This is a genomic window from Sphingomonas sp. R-74633, assembly GCF_013416555.1.
GTDB lineage: Bacteria > Pseudomonadota > Alphaproteobacteria > Sphingomonadales > Sphingomonadaceae > Sphingomonas.
This window is the reverse complement of record NZ_JACCFG010000006.1, coordinates 324,112-349,719: the sequence shown is the minus strand read 5'-3', so window position 1 is coordinate 349,719 and position 25,608 is coordinate 324,112. Positions and strand designations below refer to the sequence as shown.

Below are 25,608 nucleotides of genomic sequence, written 5' to 3'. Positions count from 1 at the left end.
GCAGCCCAAAGCTACACCGGTAAATTATCATATCAATACCATAGTTGTCGCAACCTGTCGCAGCGGGCGCGATTTGCCGGCGGTCAAATCCGGCAGGGGCGGGACTCGCCTTGGCCGCGCATCGGCACTAAACCTCCGCCCGTGCTCCAGATGACCTCGCTCCCCGCCTCCGCCCGCCCCCGCGCCCTTGCCCATTGGCTGTTCTTCGTGGCGGCACTGATCGTGCTGATGGTGGTGATCGGCGGCATCACGCGGCTTACCGAGTCGGGCCTCTCGATCACGCAGTGGAAGCCGCTCACCGGCGCGATCCCGCCGCTCAATGACGCGCAGTGGCAGGCCGAGTTCGCGCACTATCAGCAGATCGGCCAATATCAGCAGCTCAACCGCGGCATGAGCCTGGCCGAGTTCAAGAACATCTTCTTCTGGGAATATCTCCACCGGCTGCTCGGCCGGGTGATCGGCCTGGCCTTCGCGCTGCCGCTGATCTGGTTCGCGATCCGTCGGGCGATCCCGAAAGGCTATGGCTGGCGGCTGATCGCGCTGCTCGCCTTGGGCGGTCTCCAGGGCGCGCTCGGCTGGTGGATGGTGAAGTCGGGGCTGAACACCGTGCGCACCTCGGTCGATCATTTCTGGCTCGCCGCGCATCTGCTCACCGCGCTGTTCACGCTGGGCGGCATCGTCTGGACCGCGCTCGACCTGCTCGCGCTCAACCGCAATTCGCGCCCGCAGCCTGCCCGGCTGACCGGTCTGGGCGCGGGCGTGCTGGCCCTGCTCTTCGTCCAGCTCTTCTACGGCGCGCTCGTCGCCGGGCTGCGCGCCGGGCTAGTGACGGACCAATGGCCGCTGATGAACGGGCGTTTCTTCCCCGGGGTCAGCCAGGCGGGGCAGACGCTCGGCCATACGCTCTTCTCCGATCCGGCCGTGGTCCATTTCATCCACCGCTGGTGGGCATGGGTCGCGGTGGCCGGGCTGATCGTCCTCGCCCGCAAGGTCCGCGCGGCGAACCGCCCCGCCTCGATCGCGATCCACGCCGCCTTCGGCACCCAGATATTGCTCGGTATCGCGACGGTGATGACCGGCGTGCCGATCTGGCTCGCCGCGCTCCACCAGCTTACCGGCGCGCTGGTCGTGATGGCGACCGTTTGGGGCGCGCACGCCGCCGGCAGCCGCCGCGCTTGAGCGAACTCGCGCTCTTCTACGTCACCTTCGCCACCCGCGCCGATGCCGAGCGCGTGGCCGAGACCCTCCTTGCCGAGCGCCTCGCGGCCTGCGCCAACATCCTGGCGCCGTGCACCTCGCTCTACCTCTGGCACGGCAACCTCGAGCGCGCCGAGGAAGTGCCGGTGCTGTTCAAGACCCGCCCGATGCTCGCCACCCGGCTGCGCGAGCGGATCGCCGCGCTCCATCCCTATGAGTTGCCCGTGATCGAGAGCTGGACCGCGACCGCCAGCGCCGCGGCCGGCGCCTGGGTGGAAAGCGAGACGCGCTGATGCTGCTCGCCGCGATTGTCCTTCAGGCAAGCGCGGTCAGCTTCGCCCCACCGCTCGACACGCCGCTCCGCGTGGTCAGCGAGCGCCATGACGGCGCGCGCGGCTTCCGCCTCGAACGCGATCTTCGCTTCTTCCAGGACGGCACCGGCTACCGCGCCACCGTGACGCTGCGCGCCGCCACCGGCGACACGCCCGACGGCAGCGGGGCGCTCTATGAGGCCGGCTATGCCGCGCTGATCGGCACGCCGATCACCTTCCACCTCGACAGCAGCGGCGCCGTGACCGGGATCGACGAGCTGCCAACGCTGTGGGAACGCTATTGCACGCGCGTCGCCGAAGTCGCGGCCGAGCGCCGCGTCCTCGCGCCGGCCGATCGAGCCCGGCTCGCTGCCCGCATCGCCACGCCGCTCCGCGCACTGCCGGTCGAAAAGCAGCGCGCGATGTTCGCCTCGCTCGTCTCCGTAATAATCGTCGAGGAGCCCGTGGCCCCGGGCACCGCGCCCGTCCATCTGCCCGCCAGCTCGGCCTATGGCGGCGGCGCGGCGCTGGACGGCATGCGTACCGTGGCGCCATTGCCCGGCGGCCTGCTCCGCAGCACCACCAATGCCGCGTCCGACACGGCGACACTCGAGCAAGTCACCGAGCTCGATCCCCGCACCGGCCTGATCGCCCGCACGAGCAGGACGATACGGATCCGCGCAGCCGGGCTGGAGAAGCTGAGCACCACCGTTATCACGGTCGAACCGGTGGCTCGCTGACACCTGGTATCCAGATACCCGTCAGCAAACCCACGCATTTCTTGACTTTTCACCAGCGAATCGTCAGAGGGGCCATCAACCGCGCTGCCCGAGAGGGTGGCGCGCTCGCGTTTCATACTTGAAAGGTCTCGCCCAATGAAGGCGCTGATGAAGACCACCAAGTCGGCAAAGCCGGCCGAGGTGGAGAAGAAGTGGCATATCGTCGATGCCGACGGCCTGATCGTCGGCCGCGCTGCCGTCGTGATCGCCAACGTCCTGCGCGGCAAGCACAAGACGAGCTTCACCCCGCACGTGGACTGCGGTGACAATGTCATCGTGATCAACGCGGACAAGATCCGTTTCACCGGCAAGAAGCTGGCGCAGAAGGTGTACTACAAGCACACCGGCTACGCAGGCGGCATCAAGGGGATCACCGCGGGCAAGGTGCTCGAGGGTCGTTTCCCGGAGCGCGTGCTTGAAAAGGCTATCGAGCGCATGATCCCGCGCGGCCCGCTCGGCCGTGAGCAGATGCGCAACCTGCGCATCTACGGCGGTTCGGAGCATCCGCACGAAGCTCAGAACCCCGAGGTCCTCGATATCGCCGGCATGAGCCGCAAGAACAAGGTGGGCGCATAATGTCCGACAACCGCCAGTCCCTTTCCGATCTCGGCAACATCGCCGCCGGCGAGCAGGCCGTCGCAGCCGAGGCGCAGGCTTCGGCCGAGACCCAGGCTGACGCCTATCTGGCCGGCCAGATCAACGAGCCTTCGACCCCCGCCGTCCTGCGCCAGCAGGAGCTCGACAAGTTCGGCCGCGCCTATGCGACCGGCCGTCGTAAGGACGCCGTTGCACGCGTCTGGCTGAAGCCGGGCACGGGCAAGATCACGATCAACGGTCGTGACCAGGAAATCTATTTCGCACGTCCGACGCTGCGTCTCGTCATCAACCAGGTGTTCGGCATCACCGAGCGCGAAGGTCAGTATGACGTGATCGCCACCGTCAAGGGCGGCGGCCTTTCGGGCCAGGCCGGCGCGGTCAAGCATGGCATCAGCCAGGCGCTGACCAAGTACGAGCCGATCCTGCGTTCGCCGGTCAAGGCAGCCGGGTTCCTGACCCGCGACAGCCGTACGGTCGAGCGTAAGAAGTACGGCAAGGCGAAGGCCCGTCGTAGCTTCCAGTTCTCGAAGCGCTAAGCGCTCTCGGCAACTGCCAACGAATTGGGGCGGTCCGGCAACGGGCCGCCCTTTTCGTTTGTGCGCCCGCCCGCTAGCTTCGCGCCATGGCGCTCGACCACCCCGACACGATCCGTATCCTCGCCTTTCTGGGCGAGATCGGCATTCCGGTGGCGCGGGGCGCGATCACGGGCGACAGCTTCCTGCCGGGCATCGCGGTGCGTGACGGCGGGCTGGTGCTCGACCCGGCGCAACGCTTCTATCCCGGCGACCTGCTGCATGAAGCGGGGCATATTGCCTGCACTGATCCCGCCCGCCGGCCGACGCTATGCGAAGTGGAGAGCGATCCCGGCGAGGAAATGGCGGCGATCGCCTGGTCCTATGCCGCCGCCCGCGCGATCGGGCTCGACACGCGCATGCTATTCCATGCCGATGGCTATCTGGGCGGCAGCGAGGCGCTGGCGGTGGCCTTTGACAATGGCCGCGGGCCGGGCCCGCCCATGCTGCAATATTACGGCATGGCCGCCGAACCGCACCAGGCGGAAAAACTCGGCCTACCCGTCTATCCGCAGATGGCACGCTGGCTGCGCTAGCCTGATTGCGGCGCTTGCAATGTAGGATTTCGCCTGCTTGGCTTTCCGCGCCGGCGCCCTGCCCGGCCGCTCTTTGACGCTGTTGGAAAGATAGGATCGCGCTCGCGCAAGGATGTTGCGAGACGCGCAGCGTTTCCCCGAATCGAGTCAACCCAAGCGCTGCGTAAACCGGGTCTTGGCGTGGACTTCATGTACTTTGGCGAGTCGCGGCACGTCGCGGTGTTGGAAAGCTAGAGGCGCACCAGCCAGCCGGTATAGTGCACGACATCGCCAAGCAGCGGCAGGCCAACGCCAACCTCAAAGCAGAAACGCTCCCCCTCCTGCCACTCGCGCCCGAGGATGCGCGGGCCGAGCCAGCGCGGCATCGGCACGCCGAACGCAGTCCAGCGGCGCAGCACCATCTCGAGCCCCGCATCGGTTGCGGCCAGGTCGAAGGCGAAGTTCAGCGGACCGAAGCGCTCGGCGACACCCTGCCCCGCCTGACTCATCTCGCTGGAAAAGACATGGCCGCCAAAGTCACGCGTCCAGCGCTCCTTCTCGCCCTGCGCGGCGAAGGCGACATGCACCGGATAGCTGCCGGCCGGCGGAAAGCCCATCACCCGTCCGAGCAGCCAGGCCAATCCCCTGCCCCGGCGGACTTCGCCTTCCCCTGCTGCGCCGGCATCGCCGGAAAAGTCGTGCATCGCGCGGACCGCGGGCGGCAAGGCGTCGAACCGCGCGCCCATCGCCCGGGCATAGAGCGGCGTGGCGGGCCGCTCCTCGATGTCATGGCGGATCGCCAGGGCGGCAAAGAGCGGCTCAAAGCGCGAGAGCGTCAGCAGCCCGCTGGCATCCTGCGCGCCCGGGTGCACTCGTCCGGCCAGAATATCCTCGGCGAGCAGCTGCGCGGCGAGCGTCGGGATTTCGGGCCCGTCGCCCTTGTCCGCGATCAGCGTCCAGCGGCGTTCGACACCCGATCCGAACAGTGTGACCGACATCGCCGAGCGGTCGCTTCCCGCTTGGGCGGTGATCCGCTGGAGCTTGTGCAGCCATGGCGCCGCGCCGCGGAGCGACTTGATCCACCCCCAACGCACCGGCCAGCTGAGAAGCCACAGCGCGAGCATCTGGAAGCCCAGCTCGGTGCCGGCGCGAAAGGTAACCGCCGGGCGGCCAGGCAGTGCATCGGGCATCAGGCTCAGGTCGGGCACTTCGGCGAGCGCGATCCAGCGGCGCAGCGGCGCCATGTCGGCAATCGCCAAGCGCTCGCGCCGCAACGCCTGCCAGCCCGTCGCCTGCGTCCAGCGCTGCCCGCGCCACACCCGCACCGGCTTGCCGACATAAGAGAGGATCGCCGAAGCCACCGACGGCCCCCCCACCGCGCGGTTCGAGGCGCTGATCGCGATATCGACCCGCTCCACGCGCGCCAGCCCCTCCGCCAGCTGCCGCACCACTGTGCCGGACAACGCCGGCACGCTCGAGGCGCCGCTGACGATCGGCACTCCCACCGCGGCGCCCTTGTTCAGCGCGCCGATCCCGGCGACGAAATCGCGCGAGTCCGCCAGGTCGAGATAGGGGATGCGCATCGCGATACAGGCTTCGGGCACGGTATAGCCGCTGCCCTGGAACGGCCCGGCCGCGTCGATCACCAGCTCCGGCCGCTCGCGTGCCAGCACCATGCCGATGCCGTTGCTGCGATCCGCGACGATCGGCTCTGCCCCGGGATGCGCCGCGCAAAATACCGCTGCCTTGGCATGGCTCCGGCCCGTGACCAGCACCTTGTGGCCGCCATCAAGCAGTCGCCGGCTCAGCCGCGCGCCAAACCCGCCATAGCCGCCGATGATCAGGATCCGGCTCACAGGATCCGCGCCCGTTGCTCGGCGCTCGGCACCCAGCAAGTCTCGCGCTTGCCGAACAACCGGTAACGATTGCGCGCCACGCGGCGGTAAAGCGCATCGCGCCAGGCCTGCGGGATGACACGCAGCACACCGAGCGCCCGCCACGGCCAGCCCAGCCCCCCGGCGATCGCCAGCACCGCATCGCTGTCCCGCCGCGCCTGTTCGTCCTCGATCACCAGCATCGTGTCGGGATTGTCCGGATCGATGCCGAAGCGCCCGCAAAGCGCCTGCCCCGCCTCGCTCTGCACCGAAGCGAGCCGGAAATGCCCGCGCCGGTCATGCCGCAGCACGAATTGCGCATTGGCAGTGCACAGCACGCAGATACCGTCGAACAGGATGATGGGGCCGGGCCCGCTCATTCGGCCGGCCCTCCCGCAGGCCCCGGCCCACGCACCGCACGGAAAGCCAACCCACCGGCCAGGCCGGAGACCCCGAACCAGAGCGTCGTCATCAGTAAGTCGAACGGGTTTGCTCCGGTCGTCGCGACCCAGAACGGAATCGGGATCGCGCCGATACCGAAACCGACTAGCCCGGCATTCCACCACCGGAGCGGCCAGCGCTCGATCAGCACGGCATAGAGCGGCGCGGCGATGAAGACGCAATGCGCAAGTGCAACGGGCGTCGCGAGGAGGATCCAGAGCAACCCAAGCGCCAGCACGTCCGCCACATTGATCCACAGTCCGAACGCCAGCGCGCCAATCGCGGCGGAGACCAGCACGGCAACGACGCCGGCGAGCGCGGTCGAGGCGCTCATTCCGCCGGATCCGCGAACACGCAGAGCTGGTGGACCAGTTCGCCGAGCATCGGGTGGACAAGGTCAAGGCTGAACACGAACCGCCCGCCGCCAATGTCCATATGCCCCACCGTCAACGCCCCCGGCATCGCCCAGCCCGGCAGTTCCAGCCGCCAGCGACCTAGCTTCAGGAAGTAATGATCGCTGACGAACAGCAGCGCCCCGCCCGCTTCTTCCAGCCGCAATGCGATCCCGACGCCAAGCCCCAGATATTCCTCGATCCCTGTCCGCCCGGCGAAGCGCTTGGCGCTGTGGATAACCTGTGGAAAACCCTGTGCACGGCCATATTGCCGCGTCCAGTACTGGCCCTGCCCGTCCGCATCCGCTGTGACGCTCACGCTCGCCGACACGCCGATATCGGTCCCAAGCGGCAGCGGTGCGCCGATCAGCCGGGCTGCCTGCGCCAGCACGCGGCCCGGCCGGCTCATCCGGCACTCGGCGACTTCGCCGAGATAGGAAACACAGGCCCCCGCCTCGATCTTGCGCAGGAAGCGGCGGCGCGTGGCGGGCGGAAGGAACAGCCAGCGCTCACCAAGCAGCCTGGCGAACGGGCTGTCGCCATCGTCTCGACAGGGCGCGGCGACGCGGTGCCACCCGGCATAGCGGGCCAGCGCGCCCGGCGCATATCCGATTGCCGTTGCCATGCGACCGTCCTTTCCGCGGCTCGAACGGCCGCTATTCCGCCTTGCCCTTGGGCAGGAAGGCGAGGATCCGCTTGCCGAGCCGGATCAGCGTCATCAGCCGGCCCGGGGGCACGCTCATCATCTGCTGGTACCAATCGTCGATCGTCACGACGAAATCCTGCATCGCCTCGATCCGCCCGCGCGCCGTGTCCGAGATGCGCGCATCGCGCCGCGCCTCTTCGGTGCAGACACGCAGCGCCGCCACAGCGGGGTCGATCTCGCGCTCCTTGCGCCCCTGCGCGATGCGGGTGAGCATCTGCATCAGGTCGACCTCGGCCTCATAGTGGTCGCGCCGGTCGCCCAGCACCGGCACCCGGCGGATCAGCTTCCAGCCGAGCAGTTCCTTGAGGCTGTTCGACGTATTGCTCCGCGCGATGCGTAGCGTGTCACTGATCTCCTCGGCGTTGAGAGGGCGATCGGAGAGGTAGAGCAGCGCATGGATCTGGGCGACCGAGCGGTTCACCCCCCATTGCCCGCCCATCTCACCCCAGTGCAGCACGAACTGCTGTACCGAAATCGGTAGCTGAACAGCGTTGTCCGTAATTTCTGTCATAACAGAAATATGAGACGCGATTGCGTGGATGTCAATGCGCATCGCATCCCGTCGCGCATATCGCGCAGCTCGCCGCCGGATGCGCCGTTGCGGTAGCGCAACTAGCGGCCTGGGCTGCGGCGTGTGCGCCCGGCGCAATCGCGATGAAGATTTCCTTAGGTATTTCTGCAGGTTGCCCGACTTTCCCCTCTAAATTATTCAGAGACATGCAGGTTGCGGCGGTTCCGCGACGGCCGGGGGATTACAGGGTGTTCCAGCAACGCAAACTGGCCGTGCTGAGCGCGGCGCTTGGTCTGCTCGCGCTCGCGGGCTGTGACAGCGGCGGAGGCGGCGGTTCGACTTCGAGCGGCGGCGGCGTGGTCGCCGCGCCCAGCCCCACGCCCACGCCCACGCCGGTGGTGTTCACCGACGGCGATGCAGCGCGTCTGGCGAAGCAGGCCAGTTTCGGCGCCACCACCGATCTGATCTCCCGGATCAAATCGATCGGCGCCACGGCCTGGGTCGACGAGCAACTCGCCACTTCCTCCAGCAGCTATGCCGACCTCACGACGGAAGTGCGCCGCGATTTCTGCGTGAGCACCGACACGATCTGCAACCGCGCTCATTTCAGCCGCACGCCCGTCGCGATGCGCTTCTACGCCAACGCGATCGCCGGCTCGGACCAGCTGCGCCAGCGCACCGCCTTCGCGCTCGGCCAGATGGTCGTCGCCTCGGAGGCCGAGGTGAACTCGACCGCCGGAATCGCCTATTTCAATCAGATCCTGCTCGCCAACGCCTTCGGCAATTACCGCGACATCCTCCAGCAGGTGACGATGAGCGGCTATATGGGCGACTATCTCGACATGGCCGACAGCAACAAGTCGGGTCCGTCGGAGAATTATGCCCGTGAACTGCTCCAGCTCTTCTCGATGGGCCCGGACCAGCTCAACATGGACGGCAGCCTGAAGCGCGACGGCGCCGGCGCGGCCATCCCCAACTACGGCACTGACGATATCAAGGGCGTCGCCAAGGCGCTTACCGGCTGGACCTATGCTCGGGTCGGCGGCGCGGCGATCACCGATGGCAATGCCCGCGATTATTCGAAGCCGATGATCCAGGTGTCGGCGCGCTACGACACCACGCAGAAGAGTTTCCTCGGCACCACCGTCGCCGCCGGCGCCTCGCAGGATGCCAGCGTCGCCGCCGTGGTCGATGCCGCGTTCAACAATCCATCGACCGCGCCCTTCGTCGCGCGCCACATGATCGTCCACCTCGTCACGGCGAACCCGAGCCCCGCCTATATCGGCCGCGTCGCTGCGGTGTTCGCCGACAATGGCAGCGGCAAGCGCGGCGACATGAAGGCCGTGATCCGCGCGATCCTGCTCGACAGCGAGGCGCGCTCGGGCCCCACTTCGTCCAGCGGCAAGCTCAAGGAGCCGGTGCTGCTGATGACGTCGCTCGCCCGCACGATCGGCTTCGCGACCGACGGTTATGTCTTCCAGACCCGCGACACCAGCCTCGGCCAGCCCGTCTTCCGTGCGCCTTCGGTGTTCAACTTCTATCCCGACGACTTCCCGCTGCCCGGTTCGACCACGCTGAAGAGTCCGGTCTCGAAGCTGCTCAATACCTCCAACGTGCTGCGCTGGCATAATTTCGTCTATGACTGGACCGTCTCGGGCGACGCCAATCGCAGCGAATATGCGCTCGATTCCGGCCTGCCAATGTCCTCGCTCACCCAGCCGCTCTGGGCGACCTGGGAAGCCTATGGCACCGACCTCGACGCCATGATCGCGCGGATCGACCTGAACTTGTTCGCGAACACGCTGAGCCAGGCGCAGAAGGACGCGCTCAAGGCGGCAGCCACGCCCATCACCAATGCCGATGCCAATATCCAGGCGCGCCGCCGCGCCCAGATGATGCTCTATGTCGCGGCTTCGAGCCCGATGTTCCTGGTCGACCGCTGAGGAGCCGGACCGATGACTTTCTCCCGACGCGACTTCATGAAGGTCACCGCCGGCGCCGGCGCCATGGCGGCGATCGGCCAACTCGGCCGCACCACGGCGATGGCCGCACCGAGCGGCAGCTACCGCGCGATGGTCGGCGTGTTCCTGTTCGGCGGCAATGACAGCTGGAACATGGTGATCCCCACCGACGCCCGGCACGCCCAGTATCTGGCGTCGCGCGGCACCGTGGGCATCGCGGCGAGCCGGCTCACGTCGCTCACCGGCGCAGCCTATGCGCTCCACCCGGCAATGGCCGCGCTCCGCCCGATCTGGGACGAGGGCAGCCTGGGCCTCGTGCTCAACGCCGGCACGCTCTATGCGCCGCTGACCAAGGCGACCTACCAGTCGCGCGCCGATCTGCGCCCGATGAACCTGCTCAGCCATTCGGACGAGCAGTCGCACTGGCAGGGCATGCGCGCCCGCGATTTCGCGACCGACGGCTTCATGGGCCGCCTCACCGACAAGATGGGGGTGAGCAGCATCCCGTCGATGATCTCGATCGCCGGCTCGAACCTGGCGGTGATCGGCAAGACCAGCTCGGCGCTTGTCCTGCCCTCCACCGGCACGCTGTCGCGCTCGGGCTATTCGAACACCTCGAACGCCGCCAACAACGCCAAGAACAGCGCGCTGACCGCTTTCTCCTCGGCCACCGGCCTCGGCGATGTGGCGGAGGCGAGCGCACGCGACATCAACGCCAGCTACAACCAGGCGACCACCGCCAACGGGATCATCTCGGCGGCCAGCGCGCTCGACGGCTATTTCGTCAATCCGACCACCGGCGCCGCGCTTACCAGCGACGTGGCCCGCCAGCTGATGCGCGTCGCCCGCATGATCGATGCGCGCGGCTCGCTCGGCCACGGACGCCAGACCTTCTTCGTCAGCCAGGGCGGGTTCGACAACCACTCCGGCCAGACCAATGGCGGCAACAACGATACCGGCACCCACGCCAATCTGCTCGGCGATCTCGCCATGGCGCTGGCCGGTTTCCACCGCGCGATGCAGTCGATCGGCATGGCGGAGAACGTCACCAGCTTCACGATGAGCGACTTCGGCCGGACCTATCGCGGCAACGCCCAGAATGGCACCGACCATGCCTGGGGCGGCAATCATCTCGTAATGGGCGGCAACGTGACCCCCGGCGGCATCTTCGGCGCCTATCCGGATCCGGTGCTCGGCGGCGCGACCGATGTGAGCAGCGAGGGCCGCTTCGTCCCCGCCGTCGCGCAGGAAGAATATATCGGCGCGATCGCCCGCTGGCACGGCGTCAGCGATGCCGACATGCCCTATGTCTTCCCCAACTGGTCGACTTGGAGCACCGCCGGGCGCGCGCCACTGGGACTGTTCCGAACCTAGTTGCTCGGCGCTTAACCCCGTATCCGGATTGCGCTATCGTTCCACCCGGGTAATGGCGCCCGCCTTTCGGGGAGGCGAATAATGGCCAATCTCTATCGCATCACGCCGTTCATGCATGTGCCGGACATCGAGAAGGCCGTGTGGTTCTTCACCGAGGTGCTGGGCTTCACGCTCTATTTCCGCACCTCCAACTATGTCTATGTCCAGCGCGAGGCCGCCGCTTTCCGCCTGCTCGAGAATATCGGCGACGATGGCGCCCCCCCAGGCAACCGCCGCTTCTGCTATTATATCGATGTCGAGGATGTCGACGCGGTGTGCGAGGAGCTGAAACCCAAGGCGTCGCTCCTCAACGATGGCGACATCTACGGCCCGGTTGACCAGATGTACGGCCAGCGCGAGCTGATGGTGGTGGCGCCGGACGGCAATCTGCTGGTGTTCGGGCAGGACATCTCGAAGCGCTAGCCTAGAGCGCCACGCTTCCCTCGCCCATGAAGCGCGCTTTGGTGGAGAAGCTCGCGCCCTCGACGGTGATCTCGTTGAACGACGGCGGCTGTGCGCGCACCCGCTCGGAGAGTGTCCCCGCCCCGATCAGCCGCACCGTCCGCCCGCCGACCTGCTTCTCGACATCGAACGGGTCGTGGACATGGCCTGTCAGCACCGCATGCGCGCCCGCCTGCGCCAGCGCGCCCAGCGCCTCGGGCCCGCGATGCGTCTCGGAGGTCATCCGCGTGCCGCCTTCGACCAGCGGATGGTGGCAGGCGACGAACACCAGGTCGCCTGTCGGCACTGCCTCGACCAGCGCGAGCGATTCCTGGAGCGCGCGCGTGCTCACATAGCCCTTCGACCAGTTGAGCCGCCACTGGAAGCGCGCCGTGGTCTTGAGCGGCACCACCGCCACGCCCTTCACGTCGAGCGGCTTCTCGATCATCGTCTCGAGCGCGCGGTAGCGCTTGTATGGCGTCACGAAGCGCGCCCACAAATTGAAGTACGGCAGATCGTGATTGCCGACCTCCACCGTCACCGGCCGGCCCAGCCCCTGCAGCCATTTGGCGGCCGCGCTGAACTCCTTCGCCCGTGCCTGCATCGTCAGGTCGCCAGTCATGATCACGGCATCGGGCTGCTCTTCCTTCACCCGCGCGCCGAACCAGTCGACCGCGGCACGGTCCTCGCGCCCGAAATGGACGTCGCTGACATGGAAGAGGCGTGTCATCCCAGATCCTCGCGCGTCGCGATAAAGGCCTTGCGGCTCATGCCCGCCTCGATCGCACGGCCGGGATCTAGCGACACCGGCTCGCCATCGAACAGCGCGAGCACCGGCTTGTTCCCTTTCGCGCTCAGCCTGTCGGTCAGGCTCTCGCTCACCGCGCGTGCGGCGACCCAGTCGCCGGTCAGCGATTCCCAGCCCAATTGGACGATCGAACCCCAGTCGCGCGCATCCACCGCCGCAACGTGCAGCTCGCCTTCCTCGGGCCGGACGAACACCGCCTGGTAGCGTTGCTTGAGCCCCGGCACGCCGTCGATCCGAATGCCGCTGCCACCGAAAGTGCGGTTCCATGCGACGTGCGCGGCGACGAACAGCTTCTTGATCGCCCCCTTGCGCGCCGCTTCCCGCGCCCGGAACCAGGCAGTCGCCGGCCCCAGGATCAGCCCGACAAAGCCGCGATGCTCGCCGGCTTTCACATAGGGAAGCGCGATCCGCGTCTCTTCATCCTGCGCGAGATGGATGATCTCCTTGGGATCGAGCGTGGCGTGCAGCTTCTTGGCGAGCAGGTTCATCGTGCCGCCGGGCAGGATCAGGAAGCTGCCCTTCCAGGTCGCCAGCGCCGAGAGCGCCGCGTTGATCGTCCCGTCGCCGGCGAACAGCACCACCGTGTCGACCTTCTTGCGCGTGAGCGCGGCGCCCTTGGGGATCTCCTCCGCCGGAAATTCGGTGCGCCCGACAAGGCTTAGCCCGCGCTCCTCGAACACGGCTTCGAGCGCGTCGCACTTGGCCTTGTTGGTCGATCCCGAGCCGGGGTTGGTAATGAACCAGAGTTTCTCCATCCGGTTCGTAACGCCTCAGCATCGATTTGGCTCAATAGCGGTAGAGCCGAACCTTCTGGATACCGAACTGCCCCGGCGGCAGGCGGACGTGACGGCCCTGGTGCGTCTCGTCGCCATTGAGCCTGCGCCCCGCGACCCATTTGCCGTCGACAAAGCTCCCTTCCTCGACGCTATCCAGGCCCACCCGCGGCTCGAAGGTCACCGTGATCCCGCTGCCCGCGACCAGATAGTCCTCGCCGCCCAGCCACAGAATAATCCCGCCATGCTCGGCCGGCTCCTGCTTGTCCTTCGGCGTCCAGGGATCAACGAAGTTCACGGTCAGCTTGTAGCCGCCCAGCGTCGCCATTTGCGAGCTGCTATCGACCACGCCCTCGAAGCTCACGACCGGCGAGAAGCCGTCGCGTGCCTTTGCGGCGAACAGCGCCGGGGTCAGTTGCTCGAGCATCGCATAGAAGCCGCCCAGCCGATCCTTGTCGGCGATATTCTCGATCGCGAACGGGCTGAACCCGATCGCGCCATGCTTGCCGATCACCCGCATCGCATTGGCCGGCGCGCGCGGGTCGCCCGCCTGATTGGCCTCGGGCACGAACAGCACATTGCCGGGCACCACATAGCCATCGGCGATGCCAGCGAAGTTCGGGAAGTAGATATCGGGCGAGAGCATGTCGATCGCCGGGCCTGCGTCCTTCCACTCCCGCATCAGATGCGCGAGCGGCCCGCCGCTCGGATAGTCACCCGGCAGCTTGCCCGGCCGACCCTGCGCACCGTTGACGTACATCGGCAGCCTGTATTCGCGCTTCCCCGCCTCTGCGACGGCATTGGCCCAGCGCGCATAGTGATGCGCGGTGAAAGCCTCTTCGCCGCCCTTCCATTTGGTGAAGGCAGCATCGGCCAACGCCCCATGCTCACGCGCGGTCGGCAGGTAGCCTATTTCGTTCTCGACCTGCACCATCAGCACGGTGTGCTTGTCGCCGTCGATCGCCTTGAGATGCTTCATCACCGCTGCGAACGCGCGCGCATCGGCGTCCAACGTTGCCTTGCCGAACACTGAGAGGATGTCCTGCGGCTGCCCGTCCTTGTCCGTCGAGCGCAGGAACCGCTTGCCGTCGCGCTTCACCCAGGCGGGGGCATAGGTGGACATGCTGTTCTTCCAGCTGCCGAACCACAAAAGCACCAGCCGCATGTCATGCGCACGGGCATCCTCGACCAGCCAGTCGAGGCTCGAGAAGTCGAACTTCCCTTCCTCCGGTTCGATCGCCTCCCAGGCGACGGGCGCCAGCACCGTGTTGAGACGGAGCGCCTTCAGCCGCTGCCAGTGCGGCGCCAGCCAGGCGCGGTCGGTGGCGGACGAATTGCCCAGCTCGCCCCCGCGGATCAGGAACGGCTTGCCGTCGACGATCAGCCGCCCGCCTTCGAGATGCGGCGTCTGGCCAAAGGCCGGCGTGGCGAGGAAAAGGGCGAGCGCGGAGAGCCAGCGGAGCATGGCTGCGACAATAGTCTGATTTAATCGCGCTTGGGAAGTTGGAGCGGGTAGCGGGAATCGAACCCGCGCTAGAAGCTTGGGAAGCTCCTGTGATACCATTTCACCATACCCGCAAGTAACTGATATTGCTTCAGGTTCCTGCGTCGCCACCAGCTTGTTTTGCAAACTGTTTTGCAGCGATGCGAGCGCCCAGTGCCACGACTACGGCCTTTTGGTCAACATAGACCTTGCGAATTTGGCCGACGCGAGCCGGCGACCACCCCATGATGTCGGCCGCTTCCTCGTCCGTGCAGTCCCATTCGGTGAGCAACATCGTGCAGAAAGTGCCGCGTACATCGTGAAGGTGCTTCGGGCGTTCGTTGCCCTCGTCGTCGACGTGCACAATACCCGCCTCGCGCTTGATCTGGCTGAAGCCACTTCCGAAGCCGTCGAGCGACCATGGCTTGCCATGGTTGTTCACTAGCACGGTGTTCACCCCTTCGGCGCGCGGTCGCGCCCGCAGCTCGGCCAGCACCGCTTCCAGCTGGGGCGTCTGCGGGATCACGACGCGACGGCGCTTACGGCGGCTCATCTTGAGCGCTTTCTTCACGATGGCGAACTCGCCGATCTGGTCCCAAGTGAGCGTAATCAGATCTTCCCGGCGTAGGCCGGTGACCGCTGCCAGGCTGAGCCCGTCAATGAGGGCTTGGCGGTTGCGGCCATCCTTCTTCGCGGAAGCTGCGAACTTCTCGAAGTCCTCCGGTATCCAGATAATCTCGGCGCGGTCGGCGCCCTTGTAGAGGCTGGGCACGTTGCGGGCGACGTTAAGCTTCACGTGGGCGTGCAGGCGCGCGTAATCGAGTAGAAAGACCAGCACCTGCACGGCAATGTCCGCCGTTCGCGGCGTGTTCTTCATAGTGTCGCGCCAAGCTACGACCTTGGCGATCATTCGCGGATCGTCCCAGATCGCGGGCGGAAACTTGCCCCACTTGGTCTCAATCGCGTCAACGTGCCGGCGCCAGACATATTTCGTGCTGTCGGCCAGCGCGTTCCATTCCGGGCTGCCCTCGGTCTCTGCCTTCGCGGGATTGACCGGGCAGCACTTGCGGATGATCCACCGGAAGGTGCTCGGGTTGATCGCGGTGTCGTCGACCAAGGCCGCCGCGACGGCCGCATGATCGGAAGACGTGAGCTTCGGCTTGCGCGGGCTCTCCACCTTGCGGATCAGCGGCCCGCCTCGGAATGCGTAGATATACCACGTGACCGGCTTGCCCTTGCGGGCGGACTTGATGAACTGGACGCTCATTGCGCCTCCGCGAGCATCGCGTCGATCATATCGCGCCAGCAACCATCTGCCGCTATCTCGGGTTCGCCCTGCTCCTGGCATTGCACGATTGCGGTCGCTCCAGCCTCAAGCATCGCGGGGCTCGTATCGCGGATCGCTAAGACTACGCTGCGAACCTCAGGGAGAAAGCTCTCCCACATCGGCCGCCCCTCAAACGTGATGTTCTCGGGGTGGCCGGCCAATGTGCAGAGCGCCCTTGCCGCGCGCTCGATCGGAGATTTGCTCATAGCTCGTCCTGATACTTGTCGAAGGCATTCGTGGGCGCCGCCGGCGCCGCGCGCGACTCAATCACGCGGATGGAGCCATCAGGGGAGACCTCGATCCCGCCCACGTCAAGGCCCAGCTCACGTGCGACGCTGACGAGCGTGGGCGCGAGAGCGCGGATCTTCGCGTCTGTCGGGTAGCGTACCCTCGGCTTTTTGGCCTGCGCATTCATATGTTCAGATCCAGGCCGAGCTTGATCCGCCAGAGAGTGTATTCAGTCCACTCCATGCGGCCACGACCTTCGTTGGCCGCTCGATCATCGTCGCGATACTCGCGCATCAGCTGGTTGGCGCGGTTGCTGGCGCGACGGCCAGCCTCGCGTGCTTCGGGCTTGCCCTGTGTGCCGTTCCGGGTGACGCGCGCGGTAATCACAAGCGGGATCAGCACCACACCCCGCTTCTTCGATCGATCGTGCCACGCGCTATTGTGCTTGGGGCAGCAGAAGAGCTGATTGGCGACCTTGGGCTCGAAGAGCTTCATACACTCCGGGCAATGGCGCGGCGCCCATCCGCCCACGTTTTGGCCGGGAAGCCGGTTGTGGCGCTTCTGAGAGCCGCCTTGGTCCAAGGGGGCGTCGTTCATCAGAAAAGCCCCTTCTGTTGCTGCGGCGCGGCCTTGGGCCGAGTGGTGCCGCGCTGTGGCGCAGGTGCGGGCGTGGGGATCGGCATCGTGGCCGGCTTGGCGGGGCGGTTGGCGGCCAGTGCGCGGGTGTGCTGGTTCGAGATGTGGAGCAGCACGATCGCGGGCGTTCCCGCAGGCGTCATGGGCTGGTGATGCCAGGCCAGCGCCGCGACCAGCGCCGCGAGATCCGCGCAGCCCTGGTCATCGGGGCGGCCCTTGGCGATCTTCGCCCAGGCGGCGGCGGCGGCTTCGAGGTCCGCGCGGGTTGCGGCATGGCTCACTGCCAGCTCGGGCATAGGCTCTCTGCGAACCACCGCCCGCCAGATCGATGCAAGATCGCGCATCGTGAGCTGGCGGTTCTGCGCCTCCAGCATGGTCATCCGCCCGGCCTCGACGCTCGCCGGGTCGCTCTTGAAGCGATCGGCGAGCAGCCGCTCGGCGGCGGCCGCGAGGCCGTGCCAGTCATGGCGCATGGCGGGCTTACCGGCATCCGGATCGGCCGGCGCGTTGGGGGAGGCGCTGAGGATCATGCCGCACCCTTTCGCGGCCACCAGCAAGGCACGGAGCAGGTGCATCGTTTGGTCGCGTCTGCTCGCCCCTCGCGAACGGCGCGCTGGATCTCCGCCACGGTTGCGCAGGGCCGGAAGAGATCGAGCTGGGCGCTCACTGGAGCGTCTCCAGCCATTCGAGGATCAAGCGCACCGACTTGCGTTCCTCGGCTTGCAGGTGTCGGCGGCCGAGATGCTCGCGCATCTCCTCGATTGCGTAGTGGAGCGCGTCGTCCCGCGAGGCGGCGAAGTGACCCCACTTCTCGCCGACGCGATAACCGCTTCCGCCGCCATTCGTGTTGAATGACGTTGACCACATCCACCGCCCGTCGACATGCTGGTGAAGTTCGATCTCAGCCCACCGCCAGGCCATCTTGGGGTGCGCAAGCGAGAGCATTTCATCCGGGGCGCTCTGGAGCACGCGGCCGTGCGGTTGGACGGGCTCACGCATTGCGGGCGTGAACTGGCGGGCGAAGAGATCGAGCTGCAAGGTCATGCCTGCGCCACCGGCAGATCTTCGCGCAGCTCAAGAAGCATGATGCGCATACGGATCGACGTGCGCCCGCGCTTCATGAGCAGGGCGATCTCACCGATCTTCCGCCCCTCATGGGCGAACGCCATGAGCTGTTCATCCTCGTCAGGCGTGAAGGTGCGGAACGTGCGCCCGTCGCGGCCGGTGTAGACCGTGCGCTCCTGCGGCGTGTCGGTGCGCCGCTGCCGGGGCGACACGGCACCGTGCTTGAGGCACTGGTAGTTGATCGCGCCGGACGAGACACCCAGTCGGGCGGCGATGGCCGTGGTCGACCATCCCGTCTCGCGCTTGGCGCAAGCCCATTCGATCTGCTCGCTCGTGAGCTTCATCCCGCCCACCCCGCGACAAAACGACGGCAGGCGTAGAGCAGATGATCGGCATCATCGTCCAAGGCCTGCCCGGCCTTGATCGAGGCTTCGAGCGCCAGCTTGAGCGCGTCCGCGAGCTTCTCGATCGGCTCGTCGTTCCAGAGGGTGCGGTGATGTAGCGGCCCCTCTAAGCCTGCCTGCATCAGCTCTGCCGTCGCGTTCGCGGCCTGAGAGGCGGCGACCTGACACAGACGCCGGAATTCGGGTGTGTCGTTCATCGCCGTTGCCTCCGCTTCGGCACGGGGCCGACGCCGATCATCCGCCGGGCCTGCTCGATAGGGATCAGGCGAACACCGCGGTCGCCGAACCGCTTCATCACGGCGTCGGGATTGGCATTGGTGAGCAGCAGGTCGCCGTTCCGCAGTACAACGGGCTCACTGTGATCGGACAAGTCCGAGCCGGGGCGCCAGCCATCGACAACGTCGCGGCATCCGAAATGCTTGCGGAAACGCTCGGCGTGGAAAGTCTTGCCGCTGGCCTGAGGGCCATGGATCACGGTGATCGTCATTCTGCAGGCTCCATTGCGTCGCGGTCGCCGGTGAGGCGCGCGATGTTGGTGAAGGTGTCGGGGTTGGCGGCCGGCGGGTTCGCGGTGGCCAGCTTGCGGCCGAGGGCGCGCATGATCTCGCTCCGGATCGAGCTGGCGATCTGGGTCAGGCCATTGCGGCGGGCGCGCATGTAACGGTGGCGGTCTGCGGCCGGGATCTCGCCCCAGCACGGCGAGCAGACGAACTGCTTGCGCAGGCGGGTGGCTTCGCAGCCGCGCCGTTTGCAGAACTGGATCTTGCCTTTCATCAGCAGACTCTCCCGGTGAGAGCCCACGTGATGAGGGCGCCGACGATCAGGCCGAGCAGCATCATCAGGCATGCGCGGCTGGCCGAGCGCCTGGCCACCTCGGGCGCGCGCGGGTTGACCACGGCGAACGGACGACGGCGATCGGCCTCGATGTGGACGGCGCGATGATCGCGGAAGCGGCGGCCGGTCACCGGAAGACCCCCGACGTCACCTGATGCCTAGCGTTCCAGGCCGCGTCTGCCGCAAGCCATCCGGCTAGCCACCCCCGTCGAGACATGTACGGGATCACGGCGGCGTCCGTGTTGGACTGCCGCGCGGCCCAGCCTGCGTCGAAGTCGGCAGCATCGTTGCGACAGCCTAGCTCCCAAGTGGGATCGTCAGCTGCGCGGACGCGCAGTGTTAGTTTGGAGAGTTTGCGCCTGGCCATTGCTGCCTCCGTTCAGTTCGGAGGCGAGTAACACCATATTGGTGTCGGTGGTGTCAACACCAATATGGTGTTGCGGTTAGCTCAGTAGATCGGCGAAGGTCAAAACGCGATCGATCCGGAGTACCATGGAGCGGGGCAGGCGGAATGTGATGGCTGGGTTGAACTGCTCGAACTCGTAATATTCGGCGGTGCGTCGGACGAGCCGCTTGACGATTACGGCGCGGGCGCGCTCGCCATCGTCTTCCTCGTTCTCGGGCCGGAGGTAGGCGACTACGTCGTCGCCGATGCGTGCGGGCCGCTTGCCCTCGGCGACGATCGTTGAGCCCTCGGGGTAGACTGGCCACATCGAGTTGCTGACCACATAGAGCCCGTACACATCGCCACGGCCATTGAGCAGCGGCGGACGTTTCAAATAGCCGACGACGTCTCCGCTATTGAGGGTCGTCTGCTCGATCGCTTCGCCTTCGAAGAACTTCGGCGCGCCGAGGACGGTGCCGTAAATCGGCAGATCCTCATGCGGGCGATCAGCCGAAGAGCCCTCGTATCGGAATGTCTGAGCATCGGATTTCACGCGCGCGCTGGTGCCGCCCATAATATCGCTCGGGTCCACCCCGAGCGCCTCACCGGCGCGGATCATCCAGTCTTGGGTTAGCTTGCGCTGCCCCTTTTCCAGGCGCTCGACCTGCTGAGGGCTGGTGTTCATCAGCTCGGCCAGCTTGGGTCGCGACCAGCCCTTCTCTTCGCGTAGGGCAGCAAGATTGTTCGGAGCGTCCACTCCGGCATTAACACCAATACGGTGATTTGAGGCCACCCGCCAAATTGGTGTTGACACCACCAATCCGGCGACACCATTATGGTGTTGTTGGAGGTCGGAATGCATTTACGCGATTGGCTCAAGCGCGAAGAGATCAATTTCCCCGAGTTCGGGGCGAAGATCGAGCGCACGGCGCAGGCCGTACAGCGCTACGCATCGGGCGAGAGGATTCCGGATCGCGAGACGATGCCGCGCATCGTCCTGGCCACGCGTGGCGAGGTCACCGCGAACGACTTCTATGATCTCGGCTCCGTTCATGCCGATACCGTTACGACGGCACAGGCCGCACTGTCATGACGAAGTGCGGCCTGATCACGCATTCCCGTACGAAGCGGGTGACCGCCGGCGCACTCGCTGACGCGAAAACCCGGAACGACTGGTCCAACGGCGACATGGGCGATGCCATGGGCTGCGGTGAAGGCACCGTGCGCCATCGGCTGAACGCCGATGATCCCAGCCACCAGATGACCGTGCACGAGCTGCTGCGCCTGACGCAGGCCGATGGGCCGCGCGTGGCGAACGCGATCTTCGCGGACATTCAGCACGCTTTGGTGCCGGACGTGCACGACACCGTGCCGGACGCGCTTGCGGCGGCGAGCGGTGCCGCGCTCTGCGCTTCTGCGCTGATCGAAGCGGCGCCGGGTGGCATCGACCTGGTCGAATGGCGGCGCCTGCTGCCGACGCTCGAAGCCCATGACGCCGTCATTTCCAGATTGATCCAGATCGGGCGCGCAGCGCTCGCGGAGGTGCGCTGATGTCCCTGATGTACCTGATCGCCCGCGTGCCAAATGATGGCGCACACCGGCTTGCCTGGGAAATCGGCACGCGCCCGATCCCCGGCAACGCGATCCGCGAGCTGGAGCTGCTGATCGGCATCAACGCAGTCGATCGCCTGCTCGGCGGCTCGCTAACCCCGAGCCGCTCTGAGGGCGCGAAGATCGAGCGGTGGAGCGACGGCGCTGTCCGGGCCAACGACTTCTATCAGCCGACCGCATTGCGCTGGGGCGACAAGCCGTCCGAGCGCAAGCCGAGCGGCTGGCGCATGCCCATGCCAGGGCGCACGGCCCAGCGCGACGCTTCGCGCTTCCGCAGGCCGTTGCCCAGCGAGCCCCTTCCGAGGCTCGCCTGACCATGTTCGGGGGGACCGTCACCATCGACGACGCGGCCAGCGGCGGGAGCGATCCCGGCGCCTGGCTGACGCATATCGCCCACACCCCGGCACTGCGCGCGCAGTGCCGCGAAGAGTTTCCCGCGCGCTCCCCCTCGGGTCGCACTGAGCGAGCGCGCGTGTCCGGCGAGGTGCCCACGGCACCCCCCTCCGCCCCCGAAGCCTCGCCGGCGAAATCTGGAGGTGCCATCAATGCTTGACGCCCCCGCGATGTACGAATGGGTCCGTGAGGCCAAGGCCGGCGACGCCGCCGTCTATGTGCGCGGCGAAGCGCTGCCCCGTGAGATAGCGGCCATGGCGACCACACTGGCGAGCCAGGGGCTGGTAGATCTCACCCAGCGGCGCGAGGGTCGCGGCTGGTCCTACATCATCCAGCGCCGTTCCAAGCGGTTCGAGCCGATCGACGGCCGGCGGCCGGCGCGACGCTGCGCGCGCGCCACGCCTGAGACGATGATCCTGCGGATGATCCGGCACGCGATCCGCTTCAAGCAGCCGTGCCCGACGAACATCGAGTTCGCAGACGGCGCCTACCTCTCGGGCCGCGAGGCGGCCTCCTATCGGCTGCGCAAGCTCGTCGCGGCCGGCAAGATCGCGCTGATCGACCACGGGCCTTTCGAGCACCGCGTCGCGGTGGATCTTGAAACCGGGCAGGCGACGGTCAGGGCCAAGCTCTGATGGGCGCGCTCGTCACCCTGACCGACAGCACGCAGGGGCAATCGATCCGCAGCCAGCGGGCCGAGATCCGGCGACTGGAGCGCCTGGACGAAGACGGCGGACTCTCGCGCGAAGAGCGCAAGCGGCTGACCCTGCTGCGCAAGCGCGACTATGTCCGCGGTTATCACAAGGCCACCCGCAAGACGGTGCGGCGCAAGCGCAAGTCGACCCTCTCGCCCAATGCGCAGATGGCGGAAATGCTCGCGCTTCAGGCGCTGGCGGCCGAGCGCTCGCTTAGCCACGCGGAGAGCGAGCGCCTCGGCGAGCTGATCCTGCTGGAGCAGCAGCGCGCCCGGTATCGGGGCGAGAAGATGGCGCGCCTTCGGGCGCGGATCGCTCGCGCGAGCGCCGAGCTGGAGCTGCTCGAAACCCTCGAAATGGCCGAGCGCGGTGCCGTCGCCGAAGGCTGCGCCAAGGGCGCGCCCGTCGACCTGACGCCCTCGATCGACGGCACCTGGACCACAACCGAAAGGCAAGCGGCATGAGCGCCGATGGCAAGAACTGCGAGTGCGGCCGGCTGGCAATTGCGACCTTACGCCGGCGGGACGAGCGCCCCGGCGAACCGATCTGCGGGGTGTGCGTCAAGCAGCTCGCGCCCGGCTTCGTGCAGATGATGCCGCGCGACAGCGGCAAGGCGGAGGTGGCCGGTGGCTGATCAGATCGACCTTGCCCAGCACTACGAAGACATGATGCGCGCGAACGCGATCCGCGCCGCGCGCCAGCCTGTGCCCGCCGGCGTGCCCGGCGAATGCGGCGACTGCGGCGACGATAGCCCGCGCCTTGTCGGCGGCCGCTGCGCGCCGTGCCGCGAGCCCAACCCCCGCCTGCCAAGGAGGTTCTGACCATGGCTTACCATTTGCAGATGCCCCCCACGTCCGGCCCGTTGCACCTCCGCAAAGAGGCGCGGCGGGAGCTGGGCGAAGCGATCGAGCGCATGTCGCGGGACACCGGCTATAAGTTCGGGCCTCGCGGCTGGGCCTATTATGCCGAAGGCCTTGGTCTGATCACCAAGGGCGAGTTCGACCGGTTCGAGAAGCTCCTTGCCGACATGCGCAAGGAGGGCGACCTTGATCCGGACGTGATCGAGCCCGATGCGTCTCGAATGGCGACCGAGGTCGAAGACTTCGACGCGAGCCCGAACACCCCGGAACAGATGGCGCAATATGCGGTCAACGAAATCAGCGAGCGCTTACGCGAGTGGGCGGGCATCTTCCACACGCGCGGCTATTGGGATGATCTCGAATACTATGTCGAGATGATCGTTGAGAAGAAGGATCTCGTGCAGATCTTTCGGTCAATCGCTGACGAGTACAATATCCGGATCACGAACGGGAAGGGCGACACCGACATTCACACCCGGCTGGCGCTTCTCAAGCGCTTCCGGGATCGCAGCGAGGCTGGCCGGCGCTGCATCCTGCTCGCGATCGGCGATCACGATCCCAAGGGCCTGCACATCGTTGAGGGCCTGCATCGCACGATCATGTCGTGCTGCAACATCAAGGGGCTCGATTGGGACTATCCCGATTTCGAGGTGGTCAATATCGGCCTGACCGAGACGCAGATTGATGACCTTGGTCTGATGAAGATCGGCAACCTGGAAACCGGCGGCGGTCGCGACCTGTCGGACCCGCGCCACCCTGACCACAACAAGCCATACGTGCAGGATTACCTCGCGCAGTTCGGCGTGTGGAAGTGCGAGGCGAACGCGCTGGTCGGCAACCCGCGCGGCGCGAAGGATCTGCTCGAAAGCGCCATCAACCGCTTCATTCCGGCGAGCCATCCGGGCGATGTCGAGCAGGAGAATGAGCCCGGCCAGGAAGAGGTGCGGCAGGAGATCGCCCGGCTCGTGCAGGGGTGGACGTTCGAATGAGCGTGGCGAAACCGGAAGCGCGGGCGCTGGAGGCGCTGATCGGCAAGGCGACGGATGATGATCTCTCCGATGGAGGGCGGTACTTCAGTGAGAGCTGCGACGATCTCACGCGTTGCCGGCATGACGAGATCGGCGAGTATCAGCACGCGGCAGATGGCCAGCTGATCGAATGGCTTTGGAACCACCGGCGCGCCATCCTCGCCGCCCTCGATCCTTCTGCGTTGCAGCTAGGCGACGTTCGAGCTGACGCGGTGATTGCGGAGCGCTCGGGCCTGCTCGCGCAGGTCGCGCGGCACCGCGCGGGCGTGGCGATCGCCGTGCGGGCTGGCCGGCTTGCCGAGGCCGACGCGGATCTGGTCAATCGCCATGTGGCGGCATTCGCCGAGGGCTGCGCGATCGGCCTGCACGTCGACGGTGAGACTCCGGCTGCCGTGCGCGATGCCATGCGGCCGCTCGTCCAAGCGCTGAATGATGGTGGTCGAGCGTGCCGCTAGGCCAGATCTCGCCCCAGCTCGGCTATCTCAGCGCCTTCCCAACTGGCGGAGCCATCGTCCAAGCGGATGATGTAGCCGTCGCCGCGCTCGTTCGCCTGGGAGAGGGTGAAGATCACCGCGTCTCGGAGCGTGCCGGTAAAGGCGGCTCGCTGCCGATCGAGGCCAAGAACGTACAAGTCGACCGTGGCGGGTTCGTCCCAAGGCGTAGCCATGGTATGACCTTTCTAGAGCGCCGAGCGCAGGGTTGCGAGTTTCATCCGGAGGCCGTCTACGGTCGCGCCTATAACAGCTCCGCTGACCGGAACCGCCGGATTTCCGAGCTGCTCTATCAAGTCCTTCAGGCGGGGCTCTCCCTCCTTCAGCGCGGCCATGGCAGCGTTGAAGGCAATCCGCGCCCTGATGTTCTTCGAGTCGATCAGGTAGCCGATGCTCTGAAACTCGTTGATCTCGTGCGGGAGCCGATCAACCAGCGTGTTCGCGTAAGACAGATCGGCCTGGGTAAAACCGAACAGGGTATCGTTCACGGTATCGATCAGCGCGCGCGTCTCGCTCAAGTACGCCTGCCGAGTGCGACGCTCGCTCGCCCTAGCCGACAGGTTGGTCACTATCTGGGAGCCGGCGATCGTAATGGCAGCGCCCAGCGTCGCGCCGATCGTATCGGAGTTCACGAGCAAATCGCCGCCAGACCGGCCAATGAAGTTCCAGAACGCTCCCGCAAGCACTCCGCCCGCGATCGAGGTGGCGAAACAAATCGTGCCGAAGGCTGCGTAGCGCGTGATCGTAGCTCGGTTGGTCATCGACCAAATGTAACGCACGCGCATCGACTTTCAATTGTCGCCATTTCTCGAAGAAGAAGCACGCCGCCCGGCTGAACGCTGGTGCCGCCATTCAACGTTGCCGAGTTGACTTTAAC

General features: G+C 66.5%; 40 protein-coding genes and 1 tRNA gene. 18 read left to right on the top strand and 23 right to left on the bottom strand.

The features are described from left to right. Positions 1-150 precede the first annotated feature (150 nt). From HZY97_RS20485 to HZY97_RS20460, 6 genes are all read left to right on the top strand, one after another. Positions 151-1,179: a COX15/CtaA family protein gene (locus tag HZY97_RS20485; protein ID WP_180148018.1), complete on the top strand. Its 1,029-nt coding sequence runs from the start codon at positions 151-153 to the stop codon at positions 1,177-1,179. Next, a complete protein-coding gene (gene cutA / locus HZY97_RS20480) occupies positions 1,176-1,490 on the top strand; it encodes a divalent-cation tolerance protein CutA (RefSeq protein WP_180147939.1) in 315 nt (104 codons plus the stop codon). Before HZY97_RS20485 ends, cutA begins: the two co-directional genes overlap by 4 nt. Next, positions 1,490-2,248, top strand: a complete 759-nt coding sequence (locus HZY97_RS20475; RefSeq protein ID WP_180147938.1) for a hypothetical protein — start codon at positions 1,490-1,492, stop codon at positions 2,246-2,248. Before cutA ends, HZY97_RS20475 begins: the two co-directional genes overlap by 1 nt. 135 nt (positions 2,249-2,383) lie before the next feature. Further along, entirely contained in the window at positions 2,384-2,863 is a 480-nt protein-coding gene (gene rplM, locus HZY97_RS20470; RefSeq protein WP_180147937.1) for a 50S ribosomal protein L13, read from the top strand. Beyond that, on the top strand, positions 2,863-3,420 hold the full coding sequence (gene rpsI / locus HZY97_RS20465; RefSeq protein WP_180147936.1) for a 30S ribosomal protein S9: 558 nt from the start codon (positions 2,863-2,865) through the stop codon (positions 3,418-3,420). Before rplM ends, rpsI begins: the two co-directional genes overlap by 1 nt. A gap of 86 nt (positions 3,421-3,506) precedes the next feature. Continuing rightward, positions 3,507-3,992, top strand: a complete 486-nt coding sequence (locus HZY97_RS20460) for a hypothetical protein (protein ID WP_180147935.1) — start codon at positions 3,507-3,509, stop codon at positions 3,990-3,992. Positions 3,993-4,222: 230 nt separating this feature from the next. On the opposite strand, the gene HZY97_RS20455 is transcribed toward HZY97_RS20460, so the two are convergent. From HZY97_RS20455 to HZY97_RS20435, 5 genes are read right to left on the bottom strand one after another with little or no spacing between them, the layout of a single operon-like run. Further along, a complete protein-coding gene (locus HZY97_RS20455) occupies positions 4,223-5,827 on the bottom strand; it encodes an SDR family oxidoreductase (RefSeq protein WP_180147934.1) in 1,605 nt (534 codons plus the stop codon). Then, on the bottom strand, positions 5,824-6,225 hold the full coding sequence (locus tag HZY97_RS20450; protein ID WP_180147933.1) for a thiol-disulfide oxidoreductase DCC family protein: 402 nt from the start codon (positions 6,223-6,225) through the stop codon (positions 5,824-5,826). Before HZY97_RS20450 ends, HZY97_RS20455 begins: the two co-directional genes overlap by 4 nt. Beyond that, a complete protein-coding gene (locus HZY97_RS20445; RefSeq protein ID WP_180147932.1) occupies positions 6,222-6,620 on the bottom strand; it encodes a hypothetical protein in 399 nt (132 codons plus the stop codon). Before HZY97_RS20445 ends, HZY97_RS20450 begins: the two co-directional genes overlap by 4 nt. Next, positions 6,617-7,303: a DUF4166 domain-containing protein gene (locus HZY97_RS20440; protein ID WP_180147931.1), complete on the bottom strand. Its 687-nt coding sequence runs from the start codon at positions 7,301-7,303 to the stop codon at positions 6,617-6,619. The genes HZY97_RS20445 and HZY97_RS20440 overlap by 4 nt, the downstream gene beginning before the upstream one ends. Before the next feature lie 31 nt (positions 7,304-7,334). Continuing rightward, positions 7,335-7,895, bottom strand: coding sequence for a GbsR/MarR family transcriptional regulator (locus HZY97_RS20435; protein ID WP_180147930.1), 561 nt, complete (start codon positions 7,893-7,895; stop codon positions 7,335-7,337). 248 nt (positions 7,896-8,143) lie between these two features. Here HZY97_RS20435 and HZY97_RS20430 point away from each other — a divergent pair, with 248 nt between their 5' ends. The 3 genes from HZY97_RS20430 (at position 8,144) to HZY97_RS20420 (ending at position 11,692) form a co-directional block, all read left to right on the top strand. After that, positions 8,144-9,838 carry a DUF1800 family protein gene (locus HZY97_RS20430; protein ID WP_180147929.1) on the top strand — a complete coding sequence of 565 codons (1,695 nt, stop codon included), beginning with the start codon at positions 8,144-8,146 and terminating at the stop codon, positions 9,836-9,838. A 12-nt stretch (positions 9,839-9,850) separates the two neighbouring features. Next, positions 9,851-11,230, top strand: coding sequence for a DUF1501 domain-containing protein (locus HZY97_RS20425; RefSeq protein WP_180148017.1), 1,380 nt, complete (start codon positions 9,851-9,853; stop codon positions 11,228-11,230). Between the two features lie 81 nt (positions 11,231-11,311). Then, positions 11,312-11,692: a VOC family protein gene (locus HZY97_RS20420; RefSeq protein WP_218943173.1), complete on the top strand. Its 381-nt coding sequence runs from the start codon at positions 11,312-11,314 to the stop codon at positions 11,690-11,692. Position 11,693: 1 nt separating this feature from the next. On the opposite strand, the gene HZY97_RS20415 is transcribed toward HZY97_RS20420, so the two are convergent. The 16 genes from HZY97_RS20415 to HZY97_RS20340 all read right to left on the bottom strand — a co-directional run bounded on the left by HZY97_RS20415 (position 11,694) and on the right by HZY97_RS20340 (position 20,515). Continuing rightward, the gene (locus HZY97_RS20415; protein ID WP_180147928.1) at positions 11,694-12,440 is read right to left on the bottom strand and encodes a metallophosphoesterase; all 747 of its coding nucleotides are present in this window, start codon (positions 12,438-12,440) and stop codon (positions 11,694-11,696) included. Beyond that, entirely contained in the window at positions 12,437-13,273 is an 837-nt protein-coding gene (locus HZY97_RS20410; RefSeq protein WP_180147927.1) for a diacylglycerol kinase family protein, read from the bottom strand. Before HZY97_RS20410 ends, HZY97_RS20415 begins: the two co-directional genes overlap by 4 nt. A gap of 31 nt (positions 13,274-13,304) precedes the next feature. After that, on the bottom strand, positions 13,305-14,756 hold the full coding sequence (locus HZY97_RS20405; RefSeq protein WP_180147926.1) for a DUF5597 domain-containing protein: 1,452 nt from the start codon (positions 14,754-14,756) through the stop codon (positions 13,305-13,307). Between the two features lie 39 nt (positions 14,757-14,795). Continuing rightward, positions 14,796-14,869: transfer RNA gene (locus HZY97_RS20400), tRNA-Gly, on the bottom strand. 17 nt (positions 14,870-14,886) lie between these two features. After that, positions 14,887-16,041: a tyrosine-type recombinase/integrase gene (locus tag HZY97_RS20395; RefSeq protein WP_180147925.1), complete on the bottom strand. Its 1,155-nt coding sequence runs from the start codon at positions 16,039-16,041 to the stop codon at positions 14,887-14,889. Further along, the gene (locus tag HZY97_RS20390) at positions 16,038-16,307 is read right to left on the bottom strand and encodes a hypothetical protein (protein WP_180147924.1); all 270 of its coding nucleotides are present in this window, start codon (positions 16,305-16,307) and stop codon (positions 16,038-16,040) included. Before HZY97_RS20390 ends, HZY97_RS20395 begins: the two co-directional genes overlap by 4 nt. Beyond that, complete coding sequence (locus HZY97_RS20385; RefSeq protein ID WP_180147923.1) at positions 16,304-16,516, bottom strand: hypothetical protein; 213 nt, start codon at positions 16,514-16,516, stop codon at positions 16,304-16,306. The genes HZY97_RS20390 and HZY97_RS20385 overlap by 4 nt, the downstream gene beginning before the upstream one ends. Then, the gene (locus tag HZY97_RS20380) at positions 16,513-16,824 is read right to left on the bottom strand and encodes a hypothetical protein (protein WP_180147922.1); all 312 of its coding nucleotides are present in this window, start codon (positions 16,822-16,824) and stop codon (positions 16,513-16,515) included. The genes HZY97_RS20385 and HZY97_RS20380 overlap by 4 nt, the downstream gene beginning before the upstream one ends. Before the next feature lie 101 nt (positions 16,825-16,925). Next, a complete protein-coding gene (locus HZY97_RS20375) occupies positions 16,926-17,495 on the bottom strand; it encodes a hypothetical protein (protein ID WP_180147921.1) in 570 nt (189 codons plus the stop codon). A gap of 133 nt (positions 17,496-17,628) precedes the next feature. After that, positions 17,629-18,009, bottom strand: coding sequence for a hypothetical protein (locus HZY97_RS20370; protein WP_180147920.1), 381 nt, complete (start codon positions 18,007-18,009; stop codon positions 17,629-17,631). Further along, positions 18,006-18,374 (bottom strand): hypothetical protein, encoded by a 369-nt coding sequence (locus HZY97_RS20365; RefSeq protein WP_180147919.1) that lies wholly within the window; start codon positions 18,372-18,374, stop codon positions 18,006-18,008. The genes HZY97_RS20370 and HZY97_RS20365 overlap by 4 nt, the downstream gene beginning before the upstream one ends. Next, positions 18,371-18,631, bottom strand: a complete 261-nt coding sequence (locus HZY97_RS20360; protein WP_180147918.1) for a hypothetical protein — start codon at positions 18,629-18,631, stop codon at positions 18,371-18,373. Before HZY97_RS20360 ends, HZY97_RS20365 begins: the two co-directional genes overlap by 4 nt. After that, on the bottom strand, positions 18,628-18,921 hold the full coding sequence (locus HZY97_RS20355; protein ID WP_180147917.1) for a hypothetical protein: 294 nt from the start codon (positions 18,919-18,921) through the stop codon (positions 18,628-18,630). The genes HZY97_RS20360 and HZY97_RS20355 overlap by 4 nt, the downstream gene beginning before the upstream one ends. Next, on the bottom strand, positions 18,918-19,208 hold the full coding sequence (locus tag HZY97_RS20350; RefSeq protein WP_180147916.1) for a hypothetical protein: 291 nt from the start codon (positions 19,206-19,208) through the stop codon (positions 18,918-18,920). The genes HZY97_RS20355 and HZY97_RS20350 overlap by 4 nt, the downstream gene beginning before the upstream one ends. After that, positions 19,208-19,399, bottom strand: coding sequence for a hypothetical protein (locus HZY97_RS20345; RefSeq protein ID WP_180147915.1), 192 nt, complete (start codon positions 19,397-19,399; stop codon positions 19,208-19,210). Before HZY97_RS20345 ends, HZY97_RS20350 begins: the two co-directional genes overlap by 1 nt. A gap of 312 nt (positions 19,400-19,711) precedes the next feature. Beyond that, positions 19,712-20,515, bottom strand: coding sequence for a LexA family transcriptional regulator (locus HZY97_RS20340; protein WP_180147914.1), 804 nt, complete (start codon positions 20,513-20,515; stop codon positions 19,712-19,714). On the opposite strand from HZY97_RS20340, the gene HZY97_RS20335 reads away from it, so the two are divergent. From HZY97_RS20335 to HZY97_RS20295, 9 genes are all read left to right on the top strand, one after another. Further along, on the top strand, positions 20,510-20,746 hold the full coding sequence (locus HZY97_RS20335; protein ID WP_180147913.1) for an XRE family transcriptional regulator: 237 nt from the start codon (positions 20,510-20,512) through the stop codon (positions 20,744-20,746). The genes HZY97_RS20340 and HZY97_RS20335 overlap by 6 nt on opposite strands. Next, complete coding sequence (locus HZY97_RS20330; protein WP_180147912.1) at positions 20,743-21,204, top strand: phage regulatory CII family protein; 462 nt, start codon at positions 20,743-20,745, stop codon at positions 21,202-21,204. The genes HZY97_RS20335 and HZY97_RS20330 overlap by 4 nt, the downstream gene beginning before the upstream one ends. After that, positions 21,204-21,578, top strand: coding sequence for a hypothetical protein (locus HZY97_RS20325; RefSeq protein ID WP_180147911.1), 375 nt, complete (start codon positions 21,204-21,206; stop codon positions 21,576-21,578). Before HZY97_RS20330 ends, HZY97_RS20325 begins: the two co-directional genes overlap by 1 nt. Positions 21,579-21,809: 231 nt before the next feature. Continuing rightward, positions 21,810-22,292 (top strand): hypothetical protein, encoded by a 483-nt coding sequence (locus tag HZY97_RS20320; RefSeq protein ID WP_180147910.1) that lies wholly within the window; start codon positions 21,810-21,812, stop codon positions 22,290-22,292. Beyond that, positions 22,292-22,816 (top strand): hypothetical protein, encoded by a 525-nt coding sequence (locus HZY97_RS20315; RefSeq protein ID WP_180147909.1) that lies wholly within the window; start codon positions 22,292-22,294, stop codon positions 22,814-22,816. The genes HZY97_RS20320 and HZY97_RS20315 overlap by 1 nt, the downstream gene beginning before the upstream one ends. Beyond that, complete coding sequence (locus HZY97_RS20310) at positions 22,813-22,986, top strand: hypothetical protein (protein WP_180147908.1); 174 nt, start codon at positions 22,813-22,815, stop codon at positions 22,984-22,986. The genes HZY97_RS20315 and HZY97_RS20310 overlap by 4 nt, the downstream gene beginning before the upstream one ends. After that, positions 22,979-23,173, top strand: a complete 195-nt coding sequence (locus HZY97_RS20305) for a conjugal transfer protein TraR (protein WP_180147556.1) — start codon at positions 22,979-22,981, stop codon at positions 23,171-23,173. The genes HZY97_RS20310 and HZY97_RS20305 overlap by 8 nt, the downstream gene beginning before the upstream one ends. Continuing rightward, positions 23,134-24,201 (top strand): hypothetical protein, encoded by a 1,068-nt coding sequence (locus HZY97_RS20300; protein ID WP_180147907.1) that lies wholly within the window; start codon positions 23,134-23,136, stop codon positions 24,199-24,201. The genes HZY97_RS20305 and HZY97_RS20300 overlap by 40 nt, the downstream gene beginning before the upstream one ends. Next, the gene (locus tag HZY97_RS20295; RefSeq protein ID WP_180147906.1) at positions 24,198-24,695 is read left to right on the top strand and encodes a hypothetical protein; all 498 of its coding nucleotides are present in this window, start codon (positions 24,198-24,200) and stop codon (positions 24,693-24,695) included. The genes HZY97_RS20300 and HZY97_RS20295 overlap by 4 nt, the downstream gene beginning before the upstream one ends. Here HZY97_RS20295 and HZY97_RS20290 read toward each other — a convergent pair. Then, the gene (locus tag HZY97_RS20290) at positions 24,692-24,907 is read right to left on the bottom strand and encodes a hypothetical protein (RefSeq protein WP_180147905.1); all 216 of its coding nucleotides are present in this window, start codon (positions 24,905-24,907) and stop codon (positions 24,692-24,694) included. The genes HZY97_RS20295 and HZY97_RS20290 overlap by 4 nt on opposite strands. Positions 24,908-24,919: 12 nt before the next feature. Further along, positions 24,920-25,492, bottom strand: coding sequence for a hypothetical protein (locus tag HZY97_RS20285; protein WP_180147904.1), 573 nt, complete (start codon positions 25,490-25,492; stop codon positions 24,920-24,922). Positions 25,493-25,608: the final 116 nt, after the last annotated feature.